Origin of the sequence: Dietzia sp. CH92, from assembly GCF_032248695.1 — a bacterium.
Taxonomy (GTDB): Bacteria; Actinomycetota; Actinomycetes; order Mycobacteriales; family Mycobacteriaceae; genus Dietzia.
This window is the reverse complement of the sequence record NZ_JAVHXC010000003.1, coordinates 1-17,098: the sequence shown is the minus strand read 5'-3', so window position 1 is coordinate 17,098 and position 17,098 is coordinate 1. Positions and strand designations below refer to the sequence as shown.

General features: G+C 71.6%; 20 protein-coding genes. 10 read left to right on the top strand and 10 right to left on the bottom strand.

Going from position 1 to position 17,098, the window contains the following annotated elements:
* Window positions 1–2: 2 nt before the first annotated feature.
* Both RWK90_RS06470 and RWK90_RS06465 read right to left on the bottom strand, forming a co-directional pair.
* Complete coding sequence (locus RWK90_RS06470) at window positions 3–1,376, bottom strand: SPFH domain-containing protein (RefSeq protein ID WP_314035990.1); 1,374 nt, start codon at window positions 1,374–1,376, stop codon at window positions 3–5.
* 66 nt (window positions 1,377–1,442) lie between these two features.
* On the bottom strand, window positions 1,443–1,877 hold the full coding sequence (locus RWK90_RS06465; protein ID WP_314035988.1) for an NfeD family protein: 435 nt from the start codon (window positions 1,875–1,877) through the stop codon (window positions 1,443–1,445).
* Window positions 1,878–1,945: 68 nt separating this feature from the next.
* On the opposite strand from RWK90_RS06465, the gene RWK90_RS06460 reads away from it, so the two are divergent.
* Window positions 1,946–2,836, top strand: coding sequence for a cation diffusion facilitator family transporter (locus RWK90_RS06460; protein ID WP_314035985.1), 891 nt, complete (start codon window positions 1,946–1,948; stop codon window positions 2,834–2,836).
* A gap of 15 nt (window positions 2,837–2,851) precedes the next feature.
* Here RWK90_RS06460 and RWK90_RS06455 read toward each other — a convergent pair whose 3' ends face one another.
* Window positions 2,852–3,862 carry a carbon-nitrogen hydrolase family protein gene (locus RWK90_RS06455; RefSeq protein ID WP_314035983.1) on the bottom strand — a complete coding sequence of 337 codons (1,011 nt, stop codon included), beginning with the start codon at window positions 3,860–3,862 and terminating at the stop codon, window positions 2,852–2,854.
* A gap of 111 nt (window positions 3,863–3,973) precedes the next feature.
* Here RWK90_RS06455 and RWK90_RS06450 point away from each other — a divergent pair, with 111 nt between their 5' ends.
* Genes RWK90_RS06450 through RWK90_RS06440 form a run of 3 tightly spaced genes read left to right on the top strand, consistent with a single transcriptional unit; the run spans window position 3,974 to window position 5,185 of the window.
* Window positions 3,974–4,402, top strand: a complete 429-nt coding sequence (locus RWK90_RS06450; protein WP_314035981.1) for a hypothetical protein — start codon at window positions 3,974–3,976, stop codon at window positions 4,400–4,402.
* 18 nt (window positions 4,403–4,420) lie between these two features.
* On the top strand, window positions 4,421–4,852 hold the full coding sequence (locus tag RWK90_RS06445) for an MmcQ/YjbR family DNA-binding protein (protein ID WP_314035979.1): 432 nt from the start codon (window positions 4,421–4,423) through the stop codon (window positions 4,850–4,852).
* Between the two features lie 9 nt (window positions 4,853–4,861).
* Window positions 4,862–5,185, top strand: coding sequence for a hypothetical protein (locus RWK90_RS06440; protein ID WP_314035977.1), 324 nt, complete (start codon window positions 4,862–4,864; stop codon window positions 5,183–5,185).
* Window positions 5,186–5,222: 37 nt separating this feature from the next.
* On the opposite strand, the gene RWK90_RS06435 is transcribed toward RWK90_RS06440, so the two are convergent.
* The 5 genes from RWK90_RS06435 to RWK90_RS06415 all read right to left on the bottom strand — a co-directional run bounded on the left by RWK90_RS06435 (window position 5,223) and on the right by RWK90_RS06415 (window position 9,801).
* Window positions 5,223–6,107 (bottom strand): alpha/beta hydrolase, encoded by an 885-nt coding sequence (locus RWK90_RS06435; protein ID WP_314035975.1) that lies wholly within the window; start codon window positions 6,105–6,107, stop codon window positions 5,223–5,225.
* A 94-nt stretch (window positions 6,108–6,201) separates the two neighbouring features.
* Window positions 6,202–7,170 carry a glycine betaine ABC transporter substrate-binding protein gene (locus RWK90_RS06430; protein WP_314035973.1) on the bottom strand — a complete coding sequence of 323 codons (969 nt, stop codon included), beginning with the start codon at window positions 7,168–7,170 and terminating at the stop codon, window positions 6,202–6,204.
* Between the two features lie 11 nt (window positions 7,171–7,181).
* The gene (locus RWK90_RS06425) at window positions 7,182–7,934 is read right to left on the bottom strand and encodes an ABC transporter permease (protein ID WP_314035971.1); all 753 of its coding nucleotides are present in this window, start codon (window positions 7,932–7,934) and stop codon (window positions 7,182–7,184) included.
* A complete protein-coding gene (locus RWK90_RS06420) occupies window positions 7,931–9,085 on the bottom strand; it encodes an ATP-binding cassette domain-containing protein (protein WP_314037065.1) in 1,155 nt (384 codons plus the stop codon). Before RWK90_RS06420 ends, RWK90_RS06425 begins: the two co-directional genes overlap by 4 nt.
* 71 nt (window positions 9,086–9,156) lie before the next feature.
* Window positions 9,157–9,801, bottom strand: a complete 645-nt coding sequence (locus RWK90_RS06415) for an ABC transporter permease (RefSeq protein ID WP_314035969.1) — start codon at window positions 9,799–9,801, stop codon at window positions 9,157–9,159.
* 156 nt (window positions 9,802–9,957) lie between these two features.
* On the opposite strand from RWK90_RS06415, the gene RWK90_RS06410 reads away from it, so the two are divergent.
* A complete protein-coding gene (locus RWK90_RS06410; RefSeq protein ID WP_314035966.1) occupies window positions 9,958–10,800 on the top strand; it encodes an inositol monophosphatase family protein in 843 nt (280 codons plus the stop codon).
* Between the two features lie 27 nt (window positions 10,801–10,827).
* Here the strand turns inward: RWK90_RS06410 and RWK90_RS06405 are convergent, their stop codons facing one another.
* Entirely contained in the window at window positions 10,828–11,412 is a 585-nt protein-coding gene (locus tag RWK90_RS06405; protein ID WP_314035964.1) for a GNAT family N-acetyltransferase, read from the bottom strand.
* A 190-nt stretch (window positions 11,413–11,602) separates the two neighbouring features.
* Between RWK90_RS06405 and RWK90_RS06400 the strand changes: the two genes are divergently transcribed.
* Genes RWK90_RS06400 through RWK90_RS06390 form a run of 3 tightly spaced genes read left to right on the top strand, consistent with a single transcriptional unit; the run spans window position 11,603 to window position 14,470 of the window.
* On the top strand, window positions 11,603–13,027 hold the full coding sequence (locus RWK90_RS06400; RefSeq protein WP_314035962.1) for an MFS transporter: 1,425 nt from the start codon (window positions 11,603–11,605) through the stop codon (window positions 13,025–13,027).
* Between the two features lie 13 nt (window positions 13,028–13,040).
* The gene (locus RWK90_RS06395; RefSeq protein ID WP_314035960.1) at window positions 13,041–13,730 is read left to right on the top strand and encodes an alpha-ketoglutarate-dependent dioxygenase AlkB; all 690 of its coding nucleotides are present in this window, start codon (window positions 13,041–13,043) and stop codon (window positions 13,728–13,730) included.
* Complete coding sequence (locus RWK90_RS06390) at window positions 13,727–14,470, top strand: APA family fibronectin-binding glycoprotein (protein ID WP_314035958.1); 744 nt, start codon at window positions 13,727–13,729, stop codon at window positions 14,468–14,470. Before RWK90_RS06395 ends, RWK90_RS06390 begins: the two co-directional genes overlap by 4 nt.
* 10 nt (window positions 14,471–14,480) lie before the next feature.
* On the opposite strand, the gene RWK90_RS06385 is transcribed toward RWK90_RS06390, so the two are convergent.
* Window positions 14,481–15,254, bottom strand: a complete 774-nt coding sequence (locus tag RWK90_RS06385) for a PIG-L family deacetylase (RefSeq protein WP_314035956.1) — start codon at window positions 15,252–15,254, stop codon at window positions 14,481–14,483.
* Window positions 15,255–15,363: 109 nt separating this feature from the next.
* Here RWK90_RS06385 and RWK90_RS06380 point away from each other — a divergent pair, with 109 nt between their 5' ends.
* Window positions 15,364–16,521 (top strand): acyl-CoA dehydrogenase family protein, encoded by a 1,158-nt coding sequence (locus RWK90_RS06380; RefSeq protein ID WP_314035954.1) that lies wholly within the window; start codon window positions 15,364–15,366, stop codon window positions 16,519–16,521.
* A 377-nt stretch (window positions 16,522–16,898) separates the two neighbouring features.
* On the top strand, window positions 16,899–17,098 hold a 200-nt coding region (locus tag RWK90_RS06375), incomplete at its 3' end, for a hypothetical protein (RefSeq protein WP_314035952.1).

Genomic DNA, 17,098 nt, shown 5'->3' with positions numbered 1-17,098 from the left:
GCTCAGCGCGAGGGCTGGTCGCCGCCCTCGACCGGGTAGCCGCCCTGCTCGTCCTGGCCCCACCGCTGCTCGGGGGCCTGCTGATATCCCTGGTCGGCGGGCTGCCGGTGGTGCTGCCCGGCCTCGTGCCCGAAGGCGGGCTGGCCGGGTGCGGTGCCCTGGGGGCCACCGATCGCGGGGGTCCCGCCGTCGGATCCGGGGGCGCTGTCGGGGGCGGCGCCGCCCTCGGACTCCGGGACCATGTCGAAGACGCCGGGCTTGGGCTTGGCCCTGCGGGGCTCCTCGTCCATCACGGACGTCGTGCTCTTGGCGGCGGCCTCGGCCGCGGCGACGGAGCGGGCGATCTCCGGATCGGTCGAGGTGTCGAACCACTCGTCGGGCGCCGAGGGCAGGTCCGCATCGGCGTCGATGTCCGAGGGCTCGTAGCGGAACACCCCGTCCTCGTCCTTCTTGGCGACGGCCTTGGCGAAGGTCTCCAAGGAGTCGCCGAACTGCGACGGGATCATCCACATCGTCGCGGCGTCGCCCTTGGCCATCTCCGGCAGGTTCTGCACGTACTGGTACGCCAGCATCTCCGGCGTCGGCCTGGACGCCTTGATCGCGGCGTTGACGCGGGCGATCGCCGCCGCCTGGCCCTCGGCCACGAGGTAGCGGGCCGCCCGCTCACCCTGCGCGCGCAGCATCCGCGACTGGCGGTCGGCCTCGGCGTTGAGGATCGACGCCTGCTTGTTGCCCTCGGCGTCGAGGATGGCGGCCTGCTTGGCGCCCTGCGCCGTTGTGATCGCGGCCTCGCGCTGGCCCTCCGCCGTGAGGATGGTGGCGCGCTTCTCGCGGTCCGCCTTCATCTGCTTCTCCATCGACTCCTGGATGGAGGGCGGCGGGTCGATCGACCGCAGCTCGACGCGGGCGACGCGCAGACCCCAGCGGCCGGTCTCGGAGTCCAGCACGCCGCGGAGCTGCTTGTTGATCATGTCGCGGCTGGTGAGCGTCTGCTCGAGGGTGAGACCACCGACCACGTTGCGCAGGGTCGTGGTGGCCAGCTGCTCGACGGCGACGATGTAGTTGTTGATCTCGTACACCGCAGACTTGGGGTCGGTGACCTGGAAGTAGACGACCGTGTCGATGCTCAGCGTGAGGTTGTCCTCCGTGATCATCGACTGCGGCGGGAACGTCACGACGCGCTCGCGGAGGTCGACCTTCGCGCGGACGCGGTCGATGAACGGGATGATGAGCGTGAGCTGCCCGCTCACCGTCCGCTGGTAGCGGCCGAGCCGCTCGATGACCGCCGCTTCGGCCTGGGGGATGAGCTTGACCGAGCTCACCACCACCGAGACGATCAGGACGACGATGACGGCAAGGAAGATCAAGCCACCCATGTTTTCCTCCGATTGAGTTGAGCGTGTGGGGTGTTACCGGGAGGCGGTCGGGTCGTGCACAGCGGGTCAGAGCCCGCGCACGACGATCGCCGTGGCTCCCTCGATCTCGTGGACCATGACCTTGTCGCCGGCCTCGAACGTCTCGCCCTCGATGAGCGGCCGCGCGGTCCACGTGTCCCCGGCGATCTCGACGAGGCCTCCGGACGCGCCGATCGCCTCGACCACGGTGCCGCCACGCCCGGTGAGCGCGGCGGTGTTGGTGTCGTGCTCCGGCAGGGCCTTGAGCAGGCGCCGGCGGACGATCGGGCGCACGCCCACGACGAGGATCACGGAGACGAGGGCGAACGCCAGCGCCTGACCCCAGACCGGGGCGCCCAGGAACGCCGCCGCCGAACCACCGAGCGCACCGGCGGCGAGCATGAGCATGAACAACTCTCCACCGGCCGCTTCGCCGGCGGCGAGTAACACCGCTGCTCCGAGCCAGACGAGTCCTACATGCATGCCCCCGACCCTACCGACATCCGTCGGCCCGCAGGTGAACTCTTCGTGCAGGACTACGCTGTGGGGTCGTGTCGACTCTGAAGAAGTTCGCGTGGCTCTCGGTGGCCACGGCGATCGCCACCATCGCCCTGAAGGCCGGGGCGTGGTGGATCACCGGGTCGGTCGGTCTGTTGTCCGACGCCGCCGAGTCCGTCGTGAACCTCGTGGCGGCCGTGATCGCGCTCGGCGCCGTCTCGGTCGCCGAGCGCCCCGCCGACGACGACCACCAGTACGGACACTCCAAGGCCGAGTACTTCTCCGCAGGTGTCGAGGGCGCGATGATCTTCGTGGCCGCGGCGTTCATCCTCGGGGTCAGCATCGAGCGGCTCATCAACCCGGCTCCGCTCGAGGCGCTCGGTGTGGGCCTGGCGATCTCCGTGGTCGCCGCCGTGCTCAACGGTGTGGTTGGCCTCGCACTCGTCCGGGCGGGTACCCGGCACCGGTCGCCCACCCTCAAGGCGGACGGCAAGCACCTGCTCACCGACGTCATCACCTCGATCGGCGTGGTGGTGGGACTCGGCCTCGCGTGGGGCACCGGCTGGCAGGTGCTCGACCCGATCGTCGCGATCGGCGTGGGGCTGAACATCCTGTTCATCGGCTACCGGCTCGTCCACGAGTCCGGGATGGGGCTCATGGACGCGACGCTGCCGGAGGAGGACAACCGGCTCATCGAGGAGGTGCTCGAGAGGCATCGTGAGCCCGGGCTCGTCGACTTCCACGAACTGCGGACCCGCGAGTCGGGCAAGTGGCGTTTCGTGGAATTCCACGCGCTGGTGCCGGGACGGTGGAGCGTCGAGCGTGGACACGACCTGGTCGAGACGGTGGAACAGGAGATCCACGCCGCCCTGCCGAACTCCCACATCACCACCCACCTCGAACCGATCGAGGACGAGCGCGCCTACAACGACGTGCACCTCTAGAGCGCGTCGAGTGGGCTACCCGCCCGCCGCGCGGTGCGACCCCGCCGCTCGCAGGCCCGCCGCCCGCCCGCGGCGACGGTAGTAGCTCCTGCCGGCGACGTTCTGCTGATGCCAGTAGCCGCGCAGGAGTAGCGGGAGCCGCGGGATCCAGAACCGGTCCTCGAGCTGCGCGACGGGCTCACGTGCCCCGAGGGTGACGTCGGCGTAGACGATGCCGGGCCCCTCATCGGCCCGGCGGGAGGCCAGAACCGTCCCCTTCGCGTCGACGATCTGCGTCGCGCCCACGAACTCGGTGACGTACGGAACCGAGAGGTCGGTGCCGGGGAGCAGCAGGAAATCCGTCCGGACGGTGCCGCAGTGCGAGGCCTGGAGCACCGGCGCCCCGAGCCGACGGGCGAACTCGGACGGCGCGTTCTCCGACAGGTACCGGTTGTACTGCGCCAGCGGGCCGAGGACCCGGTCGGTGAGCCCGCCCCAGTTCCGCGGGACCGTCCACCAGTGCGTTCCGGTCACCGCGACGCCGACGCGGCCCCGGAGTCTGTCCACCGTCCGCGACCGGATCAGTTCCCAGCAACTGGCCACGCCCACCCCGCCGAGCGCGGTGTCGAACGCCCCGTCGTCGGTGCCGTCCTCGTAGAACCGTCCGCCGGTGTAGAAGCCGTTCTCCCACATCGTCGGCAGATCCTTGTCGTGCGTGTGCACGCGGCCGTCGGGTTCGACCAGGTGGTAGCGGTTGTAGACCTCGTCGTCGTCGACGACCACCATCGACCCCCCGACGGTGACGTGGTGGCGCGCGGCGAGCCGCCGGAACATCTCCACCGCCACGTTCTCGCGGGGCAGGACCGCGTCGTGGACCTCGGGGCGCATCGGCAGCGGCGACGTGCAGAACTCCGGTACCGCGATGAGGCGCGCGCCCCGCTCGGCGGCCTCGACGATCATCGCCTCGACCCGACCGAGGGTGAGGTCCACGCGGCCCGGCACGCCCTCGAGCTGCACGGCCGCCGCGCGCACCACCTGTCCCGACATGTGGCCTCCCGTCATGGATCCGGCGTGACCGGCCTCGCAGGTCAGCGCCCTGCCCTATGGTCGACAGCATACAAATCCCGCCCTGTTGTCAAGTGCACTTCGGAAGGATCCATGGAACTCGGCGTCGACACCCGGCTCACGCTCCTCGCGGCCGGACTGATCTTCCTGCTGGCGCTGTGCCTGGGCGTGTGGAAGTACCGCCAGATGGCGACCAGCGCGAACCACCTCGCGCACCCGTACGTGGACATCGCGCACCGGGCCTCGCTGCTCTACTCGTTCGCGACCCTGCTCATCGCCGTGTTCGTCGAACTGAGCGCCTGGCCGACGTGGGTGAACCTCACCGCTGCGGGCGTGCTGGTGTTCTTCTTCCTCGTGGCGATCGGCAGCTACATCCTCCACGGCGCGTTGAAGGACACGACCAACCAGTTCGAGCGGCCCTCGGTCGCGCTGCACCTCGGGATGGTGGCGCTCATCGTGGGAGAGATCGGCGGATTCGCGGTCCTTCTCGCGGGGTTCGTCGCGGGACAGTTCGGAGGCTGAGGTCGTATCCTCGGCGGTGTGGGCCACCCGATCATGTTCGACGCCGAGGACCCGCTGCTGGCACGACTGCGGCAGGTGTGCCTCGCGCTGCCCGACGCCGCGGAGAAGGTCTCCCACGGACGCCCCAACTGGTACACGACCAAGGTGTTCGCGGTGTTCGGCGGCTCGGTCAAGGGCGACCACTCCGACCCCCTGCTGGCGCGGGCGCTGCTGTTCCTGCCGGATCCGGAGGAGCGCACCGCCCTGGAGCAGGACGCGCGGTTCCACGTCCCGGCGTACTACGGCCCCGCCGGCTGGCTCGCGCTGCCGCTGGACGGCGGGGCGGGTGGCGGTGGCGGCGGGGAACCCGACTGGGACGAGGTCGCCGAGCTCGTCGAATGCTCGTACAGACAGACCGCCGGGGTCCGGCGGGTCGCTCGCCTCGACGTCCGGCGACGCTCCCGCGGTTAGGCTGGCGGCATGCCGCTGCGCCCCCGCTCCGACGCCGCCTCGCCGCGCGGGCGGTCGTCCGCGGGCCGGGGCTCGTCCGGCGGGATGGACCTGGGCACCCGCGCCCTCGTGCTGGGGGTCGGCTCGCTCGTGCTGTCCTGGGTGCCGCTGCTCAACATCATCGCGTTCCTCGCCGCGCTCATGGCGGTGTCGTTCGGCCTGCTCGCGCGGTGGCCGACCGGGTGGCTGACCAACCAGGAGGCCGACCAGCGCCGCGGCCTGGCCGGGGTCGTCCTGGGCGCCGTCGCGCTAATCGTGTTCGTGGTGACGGCGGTGCGCTACTCGGCGCTGTGACCGCCGCGTCGGCCGTCGGCCCGCGTCGGGTGTCGGCTCACCGCAGGTTGGACACGACCCAGCCGATCGCCGTGCGCATCCGCCGCGCGAACTCCCCCGGGTGGGTCGCGCAGGCGGCGTGCCCGGCGTGGATCGGGAACACCGCGCTGTGGGGGAGCAGGTCCGCCATCTCGTCCTGCACCCACTGCGGGAACGCCAGGTCACGGGTCGTCTTGACGACCGCCGCCGGCAGCGTGAGCTCGTGCAGCCAGGACGTCGAGTTGAAGCCGGCCACCTGGGCGATGACGTTGCGGTGCGTCGCGAACGACACCGAGGACAACTCGCGCAGGGCCCACGCGTGGGGACGCAGGGCCTCGTCGTCGACCTCCTCGTCCACCACCTCGCCGACCTCCTCCGGCACCGCGTTGAGCAGCGGGGCGGAGCGGGTGAGCCCGCCGAGCGACATCCGCTCGACGGCGTTGCGCCGCGCCCCGGTGCCCGTGGCCGCCAGTACCAGCCCGCCGAGTCGGGACGGGCCCCGCCGCGCGGCCAGCTGGGACACGATGCCGCCCATCGAGTACCCGCCGAGCACCGGCGCGGCCAGCTCGAGGTGATCGGCGACCCGCAGGACGTCGTCCGCGAGCGTCTCGAAGGTGAACTCGCCGTGGAAACCGTGCCCGTGCCAGCGCTGATCGAACGTGATGAGCCGGTGCTCGCCGCGCAGCCGTTCGAACGTCTGGTACCAGTTCAGCATCCCGGTGGCCGCCATCCCGTGCAGCAGGATCACCGGCGTGAGGTGCGCCTCGCCCGTGTCGTGGACGCGGGTGGTGACGCCGTCGGAGAGCGAGACGATCCGTCCCGGTGGCAGCCGCGACAGGTCGGGCACCATCCGCGGGGCACGCGCGGCCGCCCGCGGCAGTGATCCGATCGGCCTCCTGGGCACGGGCATCCTCCTGGGTATGGTCCACCTGATGGTGGGGCACCGGCCGGGCGGGCGCATCCGGTCGGCGGGGCGCCGGCTCCCCGCGACGGGCGGGTCAGTCCACCGACACCAGCCCCTCCTGCTCGAGGAAGTCGCGGGCGACCAGCGCCGGATCCTCGCCGTCCACGTCGACCCGCATGTTCATCTCCACCATCACCTCGTTGGTGAGCAGGTCCACCAGCGGCGCGAGGACCTCCTCGATCTGCGGGTACGCGTCCAGGACCTCGCCGCGGACCACGGTGGCGAGGTTGTACACGGGGAAGAAGCGCTGGTCGTCCTCCAGGACCACCAGGTCGAGGCCCTTCACCCGGCCGTCGGTGGTGTACACCTCGCCGAAGCGGCACTCCCGCCCCACCGAGGTGGCCTGGTAGATGATCCCCGGCTGCATGATCGGCGTGGGGACGGTGGCGGCGTCGAACCCGTAGGCCTCGGCGAGCCCTGGCCAGCCGTCGCGACGCACCGAGAACTCGGTCTCCATGCAGGTCAGGGCCGCCTGCGGGTCGGTGCGCACGAGCTCGGCGTAGTCGGAGAACGTCCGCACCCCGGTCTGCGCCGCGGTCTCCCGGTTCATCGCGAACGAGTAGGTGTTGTCCACGGTCGTCGGGGCCAGCCACCGCAGGTCGTGCTCGGCCAGGTCGGCGTCGCGCACCGCCTCCCACTGCGCCTGCGGGTCGCGGATCGGCTCGGAGTTGCCGAGGTAGCTCATCCACGCGGTGCCGGTGTACTCCATGCCGATGTCCACCTGTCCGGTCACCAGCGCCTGGCGGAAACTGTTGGACCCGGCCAGCGAGGACATGTCCGAGACGTCCATTCCCGCGGCCGCGAGGAGGAACTCCACGAGGTAGCTGGCGATGACGCCCTCGGTGAAGTCCTTGCCGCCCACCGTGATGCGCACGCCCTCGAGCTCCGGGACCGCGCCGGCCGGGCCGGGCGCCACGGGCAGCGGGACCGACCCGCCGTTGTTCAGGCCGCAGCCGGTCGCGAGCAGCACGACGGCCATCAGGGAGGCCAGCAGCCTTCTCATCGCAGCCCGTCTCATCGCAGCCCCTTCGGATTGAACAGGAGCTCGCCGACCCCGCCGAGCCAGTCCACGAACAACGCCAGGCACACCGCCAGCACGGAACCCACGACGAGCGTCGTGTAGTCCTGCAGGCGGTAGCCGGTGTCGATGAAGATCCCCAGCCCTCCCGCGTCGACGAGGAAGCTCAGCGTGGCCGTGCCCACCGCCAGCACCAGGGTGGTGCGCAGCCCCGCGAGGATGAACGGCACCGCGAGCGGCAGCTCCACCGTCCGCAGCACGCGCGCGCCGGTCATCCCCTGGCCGCGGGCCGCGTCGATGAGCGCCGGGTCGACGTTGCGGATCCCCACGATCGTGTTCCGCAGCACCGGCAGCAGGGAGTAGAACGCCACCGGCAGCACGCCGATCCAGAAGCCCGTCCGGTTGGTGGCCAGGAAGAGCAGCACGATCAGCCCGATCGCGGGGGCCGCCTGTCCGATGTTGGCGAACCCCACCGCGACCGGCGCGAGGAACCGCGTCCGCCGGCGCGTGAGGAGGATCCCCAGCGGGACCCCCACCGCCACGACGATCGCCACCACCGTCACCGTGATCTGCACGTGCTCGAGGGTGCGCTGGGTGAGGGACGCCGCGTTGAGCGAGGCGCGCTGGGTCTCGTCCAGTTCCCCGGAGAACGCCCACCACAACACCCCCACGGCGGCGGCGACGATCACGAGCGGCTGGATGACCAGCCGCGCCGACCCGCCGCGGGCCGCGGCGGTGGGCGCGCTCACGACGCGCCGCCCGGGCCGGGATCCGCGCCGGCGTCGTTGTGCCGGTGGTGGATGCGCCGCAACTCGGCCACCAGGTCGTCGATGCCGATCGTGCCGCGGTACACCCCGTCGCGGTCCACGACCACCGTGGTGGCGCTCGCCGTGGACAGCAGCCCGTCGAGCGCCTCCTGCAGCGACGAGTCCACCGTCACCGACCCGGTCACCGGCACGCCGCCGGAGTGGAGGTCCGGCATCTGCGCGACCCGGTCGCCACGCACCCACCGCAGGGGCCTGTCGGCCTCGTCGAGCACCACCGCCCAGTCCTCGCCGGTTCCGCCCCACCGGGCCGCGAACACGGCCGGGTCCTCGGAGGCCCTCGTCGTCGTCGCCCCTCCCAACTCCACGTCACCCACGCGCCGGAGGGTGAGGGTCTTGAGCGCGGCGTCGTCCCCGATGAACCCGCTCACCGTGTCGTCCGCCGGGTTGGTGAGGATGGCCTCCGGGGTGTCGAACTGCAGGACCGACGAGCCGGGGCCCAGCACCGCGATCCTGTCGCCCAGCTTCACCGCCTCGTTGAAGTCGTGGGTGACGAACACGATGGTCTTGCGCAGCTCGTCCTGCAGCCGCACCAGCTCGTCCTGCAGCGACGCCCGCGTGATGGGGTCCACCGCCCCGAACGGCTCGTCCATGAGCAGGACCGGCGGGTCCGCGGCCAGCGCCCGCGCCACCCCGACCCGCTGCTGCTGCCCGCCCGACAACTGCGCGGGGTAGCGGTCGCGGAACTCCCCGGGGTCCAGGCCGACCAGCTCGAGCATCTCGTCCACGCGTGCCCGGGTCCGGGCCTTCTTCCACCGGAGCAGCCGCGGCACCGTGGCGACGTTCTGCGCGACCGTCATGTGGGGGAACAGTCCCGACGCCTGGATGGCGTAACCGATGGAGCGGCGCAGAGTGTCGGCGTCGAGGCCGCGGTTGTCCTGCCCGTCGATCGTGATGGTGCCGGAGGTCGGCTCGATGAGGCGGTTGATCATCCGCATGGTGGTGGTCTTGCCGCAGCCCGACGGCCCCACGAACACCGTGGTCCGGCCGGCGGGCAGCTCCAGTGAGACGTGGTCGACGGCCGGCCGCTCCTGGCCGGGGTAGATCTTGGTGACGTCGTCCAGGACGATCGGCACGCCGGAGACGGTGGACGGCGCGCCGGAGGAGGCGGGCGAGGTGGGCGAGGCGCCGGCGGCTGGCGAGGTGGTCACTGGTTCCCCCTGATGGTGAGGCGCCCGAGCAGGACGAGGAGCGCGTCGAGCACGAGCGCGAGGACGACGATCAGCACGGTCGCGGTCAGCGCCATGGGCAACGCGGTGGGCGTGCCGACCCGGGACAGGGCCGTGAAGATGAGGTTCCCCAGCCCCGGCCCCTTGGCGTAGGCGGCGATCGCGAGGATGCCCATCGACATCTGCGTGGAGATGCGGATCCCGGCGAGGATCGACGGCCACGCGAGCGGCAGCTCGACCCGGGTGAGCACCCCGATCCGGCTCATCCCCACCCCGCGCGCGGCGTCGACGGTCGCGGCGGGCACCGCGTCCAGGCCGACGATGGTGTTGCGCAGGATCGGCAGCACGGCGTAGATGACCAGCGCCGTCATGGTGGGCAGCACGCCCAGCCCGAGCACCGGGATGAGCAGGCCGAGCAGGGCGAACGACGGCACCGTCAGTGCGGTGGCGGCCAGGCCGGTGGCGACCGCGGACCCCGACCGGCTCCGGTAGACGACCACGCCGATCGCCACCGAGAGCAGGGTGGCCAGCAGCACCGCCTGCACCGTGGCGCTGACGTGCTGCCACGAGTCGGTGGCCAGCTGGAGGCGCCGGGTGGAGAGGAAGTCCATCAGGGCGGTCATCGCATCTCGGCTCCGTCGGGTCGGCGCCGCGGGGGTCCCGGCGCGGTCGCGTGCGCCCACGGTAGCCCCGTCCGCACGTGTAGAGGGCCGGGTCGGGAGGATCCGCCTCAGCCCGATCCGCTGTGGCGGCGCGGGGCGGTCGGGCACCATGGGGTCATGACGCCACGGCCCGCACGTCCCCTGGACCCCGATCAGACCGAGCGCCTCGACGAGCTCCTCGCCGCGAGCGGCCGCATCGCCCGTCGGCATTTCTACGGGGACCTCGCCTCCCTGGCCGCCGCGGACAAGGGTGCCGGGGACGCGGGCGGTGGTCGGTACGACCCGGTGACGGAGGCGGACCGGGAGATCGAGGCGCTGCTGCGCGCCGGTATCTCGTCCATGTCGCCGGGGGACCGGGTGGTGGGGGAGGAGAACGGTGTCACCGGCCCGGCCGACGCGCCGCGCACCTGGTACCTGGACCCGATCGACGGCACCAAGGCGTTCCTCACCGGTATGGCCGGGTGGGGGACGTTGGTGGGCGTGGTCGAGGACGGGCGCGCCGTGGCCGGGTGGATGGACCAGCCGATCCTCGGGGAGACCTTCGCCGCCCTGCACGGGCGCGCCACGGTGCGGCGCCGCACCGACGGGCCGGAGGCCGTCGCCCTCCACGTGTCGGGGTGCACGGAGCTGTCCGAGGCGATCATGTACACGACGCACCCGTCGATGTTCGGGGACGACGGCGAGGTGCGCCGCCGCTATGACGACCTCGGGAGCCGTGTCCGCCTCCAGCGCTTCGGCGGGGACTGCTACGCCTACTGCATGCTCGCCGCCGGGCGCGTCGATCTGGTCGTGGAGGCGGACCTGAACTCCTACGACATCGTGGCGCTCATCCCGATCGTCGAGGCCGCCGGCGGGGTCATCACCGGCCCGGACGGCCGACAGCCGCTGGAGGGCGGGACCGTGGTGGCGGCGGCGACGCCCGAACTGGCCGAGCAGGCGTGGGCGGTGCTGCGGCCGTAGCGCGCCTGACGCCGGGCCTGGCCCGACTCAGGCGAGGTCGGCCCGCATCCTCCACACCGGCGGCGCCCCTGGTGCCTCCGACCGGGCGGTGACGGTGAAGCCGAGCCGCTCGTAGAGCCGAACATTGAGGGGGTCGGAGGTCTCCAGTGCCATCGAGCGCGCGCCCCGGCGGACGGCCTCGACGATCGCGAACCGCGTCAGGGCACTGCCGAGCCCGCGTCCCCGGGCGGTCGGGAGCACGCCGAGCGTCTCGAGTCTCCAGTCCACCTCGGGATCGCCGCCGCTCGTAAGTCGATCGATGCGGTCGCCGTGCAGGGCGACGATGCGCGCCATGGCCTCGGGCGTGGGGTCGGGGGTCTGAGGCGGCAGGACCGCGATCACGCCGTCGACGGCTCCCCCCTGCGCGGGGTCGTCGCGCACCGCGACGAGGCCGTGCCGAACCGCGTGGTGCAGGTACAGCTCCTGGAGCCCGCGCAGTCGGTCCTGGTAACCCTCTGCTGGGATGACATATCGCGTCCACGGGTAGTCGGCGAACGCGGCGGCGAGGGTGTCGGCCGCCGGGCCCACGTCCGCGACGTCGGCGAGACGGGGCGACGAGTGGGGAGGACTCACGTGGGCGACGGTACCCGGATCGGATGCGGCGCCCGTCACAGGGCGATACAACCTAGTCATGGAGCACAACCCGCGGGGTGCTGCGTCCCCCGACACCAGGTCAGAATCCCGGCCGGGGGCAGGGTCGCGGTCCGGCGGGCGCGGCGGTAAGCGCCGGCTCGGGACCATCAGAACGGCCGTCCCGGCCCGGATGGACCGCCTGCCGTGGGCGGGGATCCACTGGAAGGTCATCGTCGGCCTGGGGACGGTGTGGATCCTCGACGGCCTCGAGGTCACGCTCATCGGCTCCCTGGCCGCGCGGCTGGTCGAACCGGGGTCGGGCCTGCCCATCACGGAGGGCCAGATCGGTCTGGCCGCGTCGATCTACATCCTCGGTGCGTGTCTGGGCGCGTTGTTCTTCGGCCGCCTCACCGACAAGTGGGGCCGCAAGAAGCTGTTCATGCTCACGCTGGTCGTCTACTGCATCGCGACCTTCGCCACGGCGTTCGCCGTGGAGCCGTGGATGTTCTTCGTCTGCAGGTTCTTCACGGGCGCGGGTATCGGCGGCGAGTACGCGGCCATCAACTCGGCGGTCGACGAGCTGATCCCCGCCGCCTACCGCGGCCGCGTGGACATCCTCATCAACGGCACCTACTGGCTGGGTGCGACGTTCGGCTCGTTCTACTCGTTGTTCTTCCTCAACACGGCGATGTTCGCCGAGAACCTGGGCTGGCGCTTCGCGTTGGGCGTCGGCGCGCTGCTGGGCGTGGTGATCATCTTCGTCCGCAAGAACGTGCCGGAGAGTCCGAGATGGTTGTTCATCCACGGCCGGGAGGACGAGGCAGATCGGATCGTCTCCGACATCGAGGAGCAGGTGGAGGAGGAGAAGGACGAGCCGCTGGAGAAGGTCGGCCGCGACGAGCGGATCACCATCCACCAGCGGGCATCCATCCCGTTCCGCGAGATCGCCGCCACGGCGTTCGGGAAGTACCCCAAGCGGGCGGTCCTGTGCCTGGCGCTGTTCATCGGCCAGGCGTTCCTCTACAACGGCATCACCTTCAACCTGGGCACCCTGTACCAGAGCTACTACGGCATCGACGCGGGTTCGGCGCCGCTGCTGTTGGCGCTGTTCGCAATCGTCAACTTCCTCGGCGCGCTGATCCTGGGCCCGCTGTTCGACAAGGTCGGCCGCAAGAAGATGATCGCCGGCACCTACCTCGGCTCGGCGCTGGTGACGGTGCCCCTGTACTTCGTGTTCATCAGCGAGACGGGCGGCCTGTGGGGCTTCGTGGCGCTGCTGTCGCTGACGTTCTTCATCGCCACCGCGGGCGCCTCGGCCGCGTACCTGACCGTGTCGGAGATCTTCCCGATGGAGACCCGCGCCCTGGCGATCGCGTTCTTCTACGCGATCGGCACGGGGGTCGGCGGCATCATCGGCCCGCTGCTGTTCGGTAACTTCATCGAGAGCGGCGACCGTGGGCTCGTCGGCCTGGGCTTCCTCATCGCGGCGGCGATCATGGCGATCGGCGGCATCGCGGAGATCATCCTGGGGGTCGACGCGGAGGGTAAGTCGTTGGAGGACATCGCCGCGCCGATCACCGCGCAGAAACCGGGGGAGGGGGACGCGAGCACGTGACCGCTCCTCGTCGATGACCGATCCCCTGTTCGGCGTGCACCGCGAGCCGTCGCTCCTCGGCCCGGGCGCGGTGCACGTGCCGGACTGGATGAGCCGCGAGCAGCAGGAGTACCTGCTCCGGGCGTGCGCGCAGTGGGCGACGGTGGCGGCGCCGCGCTCGATCGTGCTGCCCGGCGGCGGCCGGATGTCGGTGCGCACGTTCAGCCTGGGTCGTCACTGGTCGCCGTACAGGTATGACGACGACGACACCGCCACCCCGCCGATCCCCGACTGGCTGGTGCGGGCGGCCCGTTCCGCGCTGACCTCGGCGGCGGCGGTCGATCCGCGCGCCGCGGTCCTCGACGGCGGCGATCCCTACACCCCCGACGCCGCGCTGGTGAACCTCTACGGCCGTGGGGCGACGATGGGCCTGCACCAGGACCGTGACGAGGCGAGCCTGGCGCCCGTCGTCTCGTTCAGCCTGGGCGACGCCTGCACGTTCCGCTTCGGCACCCCGGAGCACCGTGGGCGGCCGTACACCGATGTACGCCTGGAGTCCGGGGACCTGGTGGTCTTCGGCGGCCCGTCGCGGATGGCGTTCCACGGGGTGCCCAAGGTGTTCGACTCGACGGCGCCGTCGTGGTGCCGGGAGGTGCTGGGCGCCGAGCCCGGGCGGGTCAACATCACGCTGCGGATGACCCGGCCACCTACGCTGGGCGGATGAGTTCCGCAGAGAAGTCCGAGTCCGGCCGTTCCGCCGGGCCCTCCGCCTCCCCGTCCGCGGGCCGGACCCGGGCCGCGCTGGCGATCGCGCTGGTCCTGGTGGTGGCGCTGGTCGCGGCCGTGGCGACGTGGGTGATCTCGGACCGGACGCACGCGCCGTCCGCGCGGCAGCTGAGTCCGAAGGTCCAGGTGGCCGCCGGCGCCGATCACGTCGACCCCCTGGCCGGGCTGGTGATCCGCGTCCCCGAGGGCTGGCGTGCGGAGTCGGGCGAGCTGCTCTTCGGCAGCACCGCGATGAGCCCCGAGCGGGCAGAACCCCCGTCGGACGGGGTCGTCCTGGTGGGCGCGCTCACCGAGGACCTGTTCGACCCCCGCGAGTCGGACAACCGGCTGGCGGCGATCACCCTGGCCAACGGCATGGGCCCGATCCTGCTCCCGGTCCCGGGGCAGGCGGTCGACGAGCGGGTCGAGGAGCTGTCGACCCGCGTCGGCGACGGCTGGTCCGTCTCGTTCCGGGTGATCCCTTCGGTCCCGCAGGACGTGGTCGGCCCGGAGGGGGCGCTGGTGTACTCGGCGGTCGTCGGTCAGGGCGCGCAGCGATTCTGGCTCACCTACGTCGGCCGCCCGGGCGACGGCGCCATGGCCTCACCGACCGCGGAGTGGGCGGACGAGATCGTCGAGCGACTGCGGCTGTCCGAGGCCGCCCACACGCCGGCCGGCGAGCCGGGCGCGCCCGCCTGACACCCGCCCGTCAGGGCCGCATCCGCCGGAAGCCCACCACCGGGTTCCCGCCGGCGATCCCCTCGATCGGCGCGCACACCGCCTCGACCTGCTGACGGGCCTGCTCCCGCACAGGGGTGGCCGGGTCGAGGACCGAGAGGTACTCGGAGTGCTGCGCCAGCGCCTCCACAGCCGACTCGACGAAGCCCGTGACCTCCACGTAGTGCGTCGGCCCGGGCGCGGACTCGAACCACATCTGCGGGCGCCCCTCCGCGGCGTCCACTCCGACCGCGGCCACGAGGTCGTCGTACGCCGCGCCCACGGCCGCGCCGAACTCCATGTGGTCGCTCTGGTTGGGCATGCCGGGACCGAACTCGGGGCCCGAGTACAGGGACACCACGATGTCGGGCCGGTGCCGGCGGATCGCGTCCGCGATCGCGTCACGCAGCGCCGCGTTGTTGACGATCCGACTGTCCGGGAATCCGAGGAACTCCACCTCGTCGACCCCCACCACGGCCGAGGACCGCCGCTGCTCCTCCTCGCGGATCGGACCGGCGATGGCCGGCGACATCCCCTCGATGCCCGCCTCACCGCTCGAGGCCAGCACGTAGACGACGCTGCGGCCCTCCGCGGTCCACCGCGCCACGGCCGCGGACATCCCGTACTCCGGATCATCAGGGTGGGCGACGAGGACCAGGCAGCGGGTCCAGTCCGAGGGGAACGGCTCGGGGAGCGCCGCGGCCCCACCTCCGGGCGTCGTCCCGGTCGCGTCCGTCTTCTCCGGCAGGTCGGGGGATTCGCTCATGGAACGAGTATGGCCTCTCCCGCTCCCGTGCGCGCGCCCTCTTCCGGAACGGGCGGACGTAAGCTCGGGGGCGTTCCTCGTCGTCGTCGTCCCCTCCCGGAGGTCACCCGTGTCCGCACTCTTCCCCGATTACCGCCCGGCCTGGGAGACCGACGACCACCGCCTGCTCCGCGAGCACGCGCGCGCCTTCTTCGCCAAGGAGATGACCCCCAACCAGGAGAAGTGGGCCGCGCAGAAGCACGTCGACCGCGAGACGTGGCTGCGCACCGGCGAGGCCGGCCTCATCTGCCTCGACGTCCCCGAGGAGTACGGCGGCCAGGGCGGCGACCCCGGCATGGAGTACCTCGTCACCGAGGAGCTCGTCTACTCCGGCGACACCGCCTTCGGCATGGGCGTGGGCTCCACCATCACCCCGCACTACGTCGCCAACTACGCCACCGAGGAGCAGAAGAAGGCGTGGCTGCCCAAGATGTGCTCCGGTGAGTGGATCTCGGCGATCGCCATGACCGAGCCCGGCGCCGGCTCCGACCTCAAGGGCGTGCGCACCTCCGCCCGCCGCGACGGCGACCACTACGTCATCAACGGCTCCAAGACCTTCATCTCCAACGGCGGCTCCGCCGACTTCGTGGTGGTCGCCGCAAAGACCGACCCCGACGCCGGCCACAAGGGCATGGCCCTGTTCGCCGTCGAGGCCTCGACCCCCGGGTTCGAGCGGGGCCGCGTGCTGGAGAAGATGGGCCGCCACGGCGCCGACACCGCCGAGCTGTTCTTCAACGACATGCGCGTGCCCGCCGCCAATCTCCTCGGCGGCGAGGAGGGGCAGGGCTTCTACCAGCTCATGAACCAGCTGCCGCGCGAGCGCCTGGCGATCGCCGTGGACGCGCTGGCCATGGCCGAGGCCGCCGTCGTGGAGACCATCGCCTACACCAAGGAGCGCCAGGCGTTCGGGCAGCCGGTGCTGGACTTCCAGAACACCCGCTTCGAGCTGGCGCACTGCAAGACCCAGGTCATGGCCACCCGCACGTTCGTCGACTACTGCATCGAGCGGGAGATCGCCGGCGAGCTGGACGCCGTGACCGCCTCGATGGCCAAGATGCAGGCCACCGACATGCTCGACGACGTGGTGGACCGCTGCCTCCAGCTCTTCGGCGGCTACGGCTACATGATGGAGTACCCCATCGCGCAGAAGTTCGCCGGCGCCCGCGTCATGCGGATCTACGGCGGCACGAACGAGATCATGAAGGAGGTCATCGGCCGCGCGCTGTAGGGCTCGCCCCGGCCCGGGGCCCGGCCTGGGCCCGGCCCGGGCTCCTTTCGCAGTCTTTTCCTGCTCGACCCTGTTGCTCAGCCCTGTTCGCTCGACACTTCTCGCCCAGCCGATCGCGCGCATCCCCGTGGATGCGCGCGTTCGTGTTTTCGAGCGCCCCTTACTTTTTGTGGCCGTTGTAGCCGCTGACCCGTGGGAACCGGGGCGGTACCGCGGGCGCGGCGGCGGCGGCGCGGACGCGGTGAGGAACTCGCCACCGAGCGCCCCGAGATAGCCCTTGTGGTGGCGAACACACGTGCGTAGAATAGAACACGTATTCGACACGATGTGCGGCCGGGGGCCGCGCGAGCGCGGCGCACCGACAAGGGGGTGGGGGCATGGCAGGTCAGACTGGCGAGGCAGCCGGTGGTTCCACCTCGGTGTTGGTGGCGTTGCGGGCGGCGGCTCACCAGGGGTGGGCGGCGGAGAACCGTGCCGCCGCCGGGCGTCTGGTGGCGTGCTACCAGCTGCTGCAGGAGTGCCTGGCCGAGTACGGGTACGGCCTGGATGAGGCCCGGCCCGGGTACGCGGTGGTGGA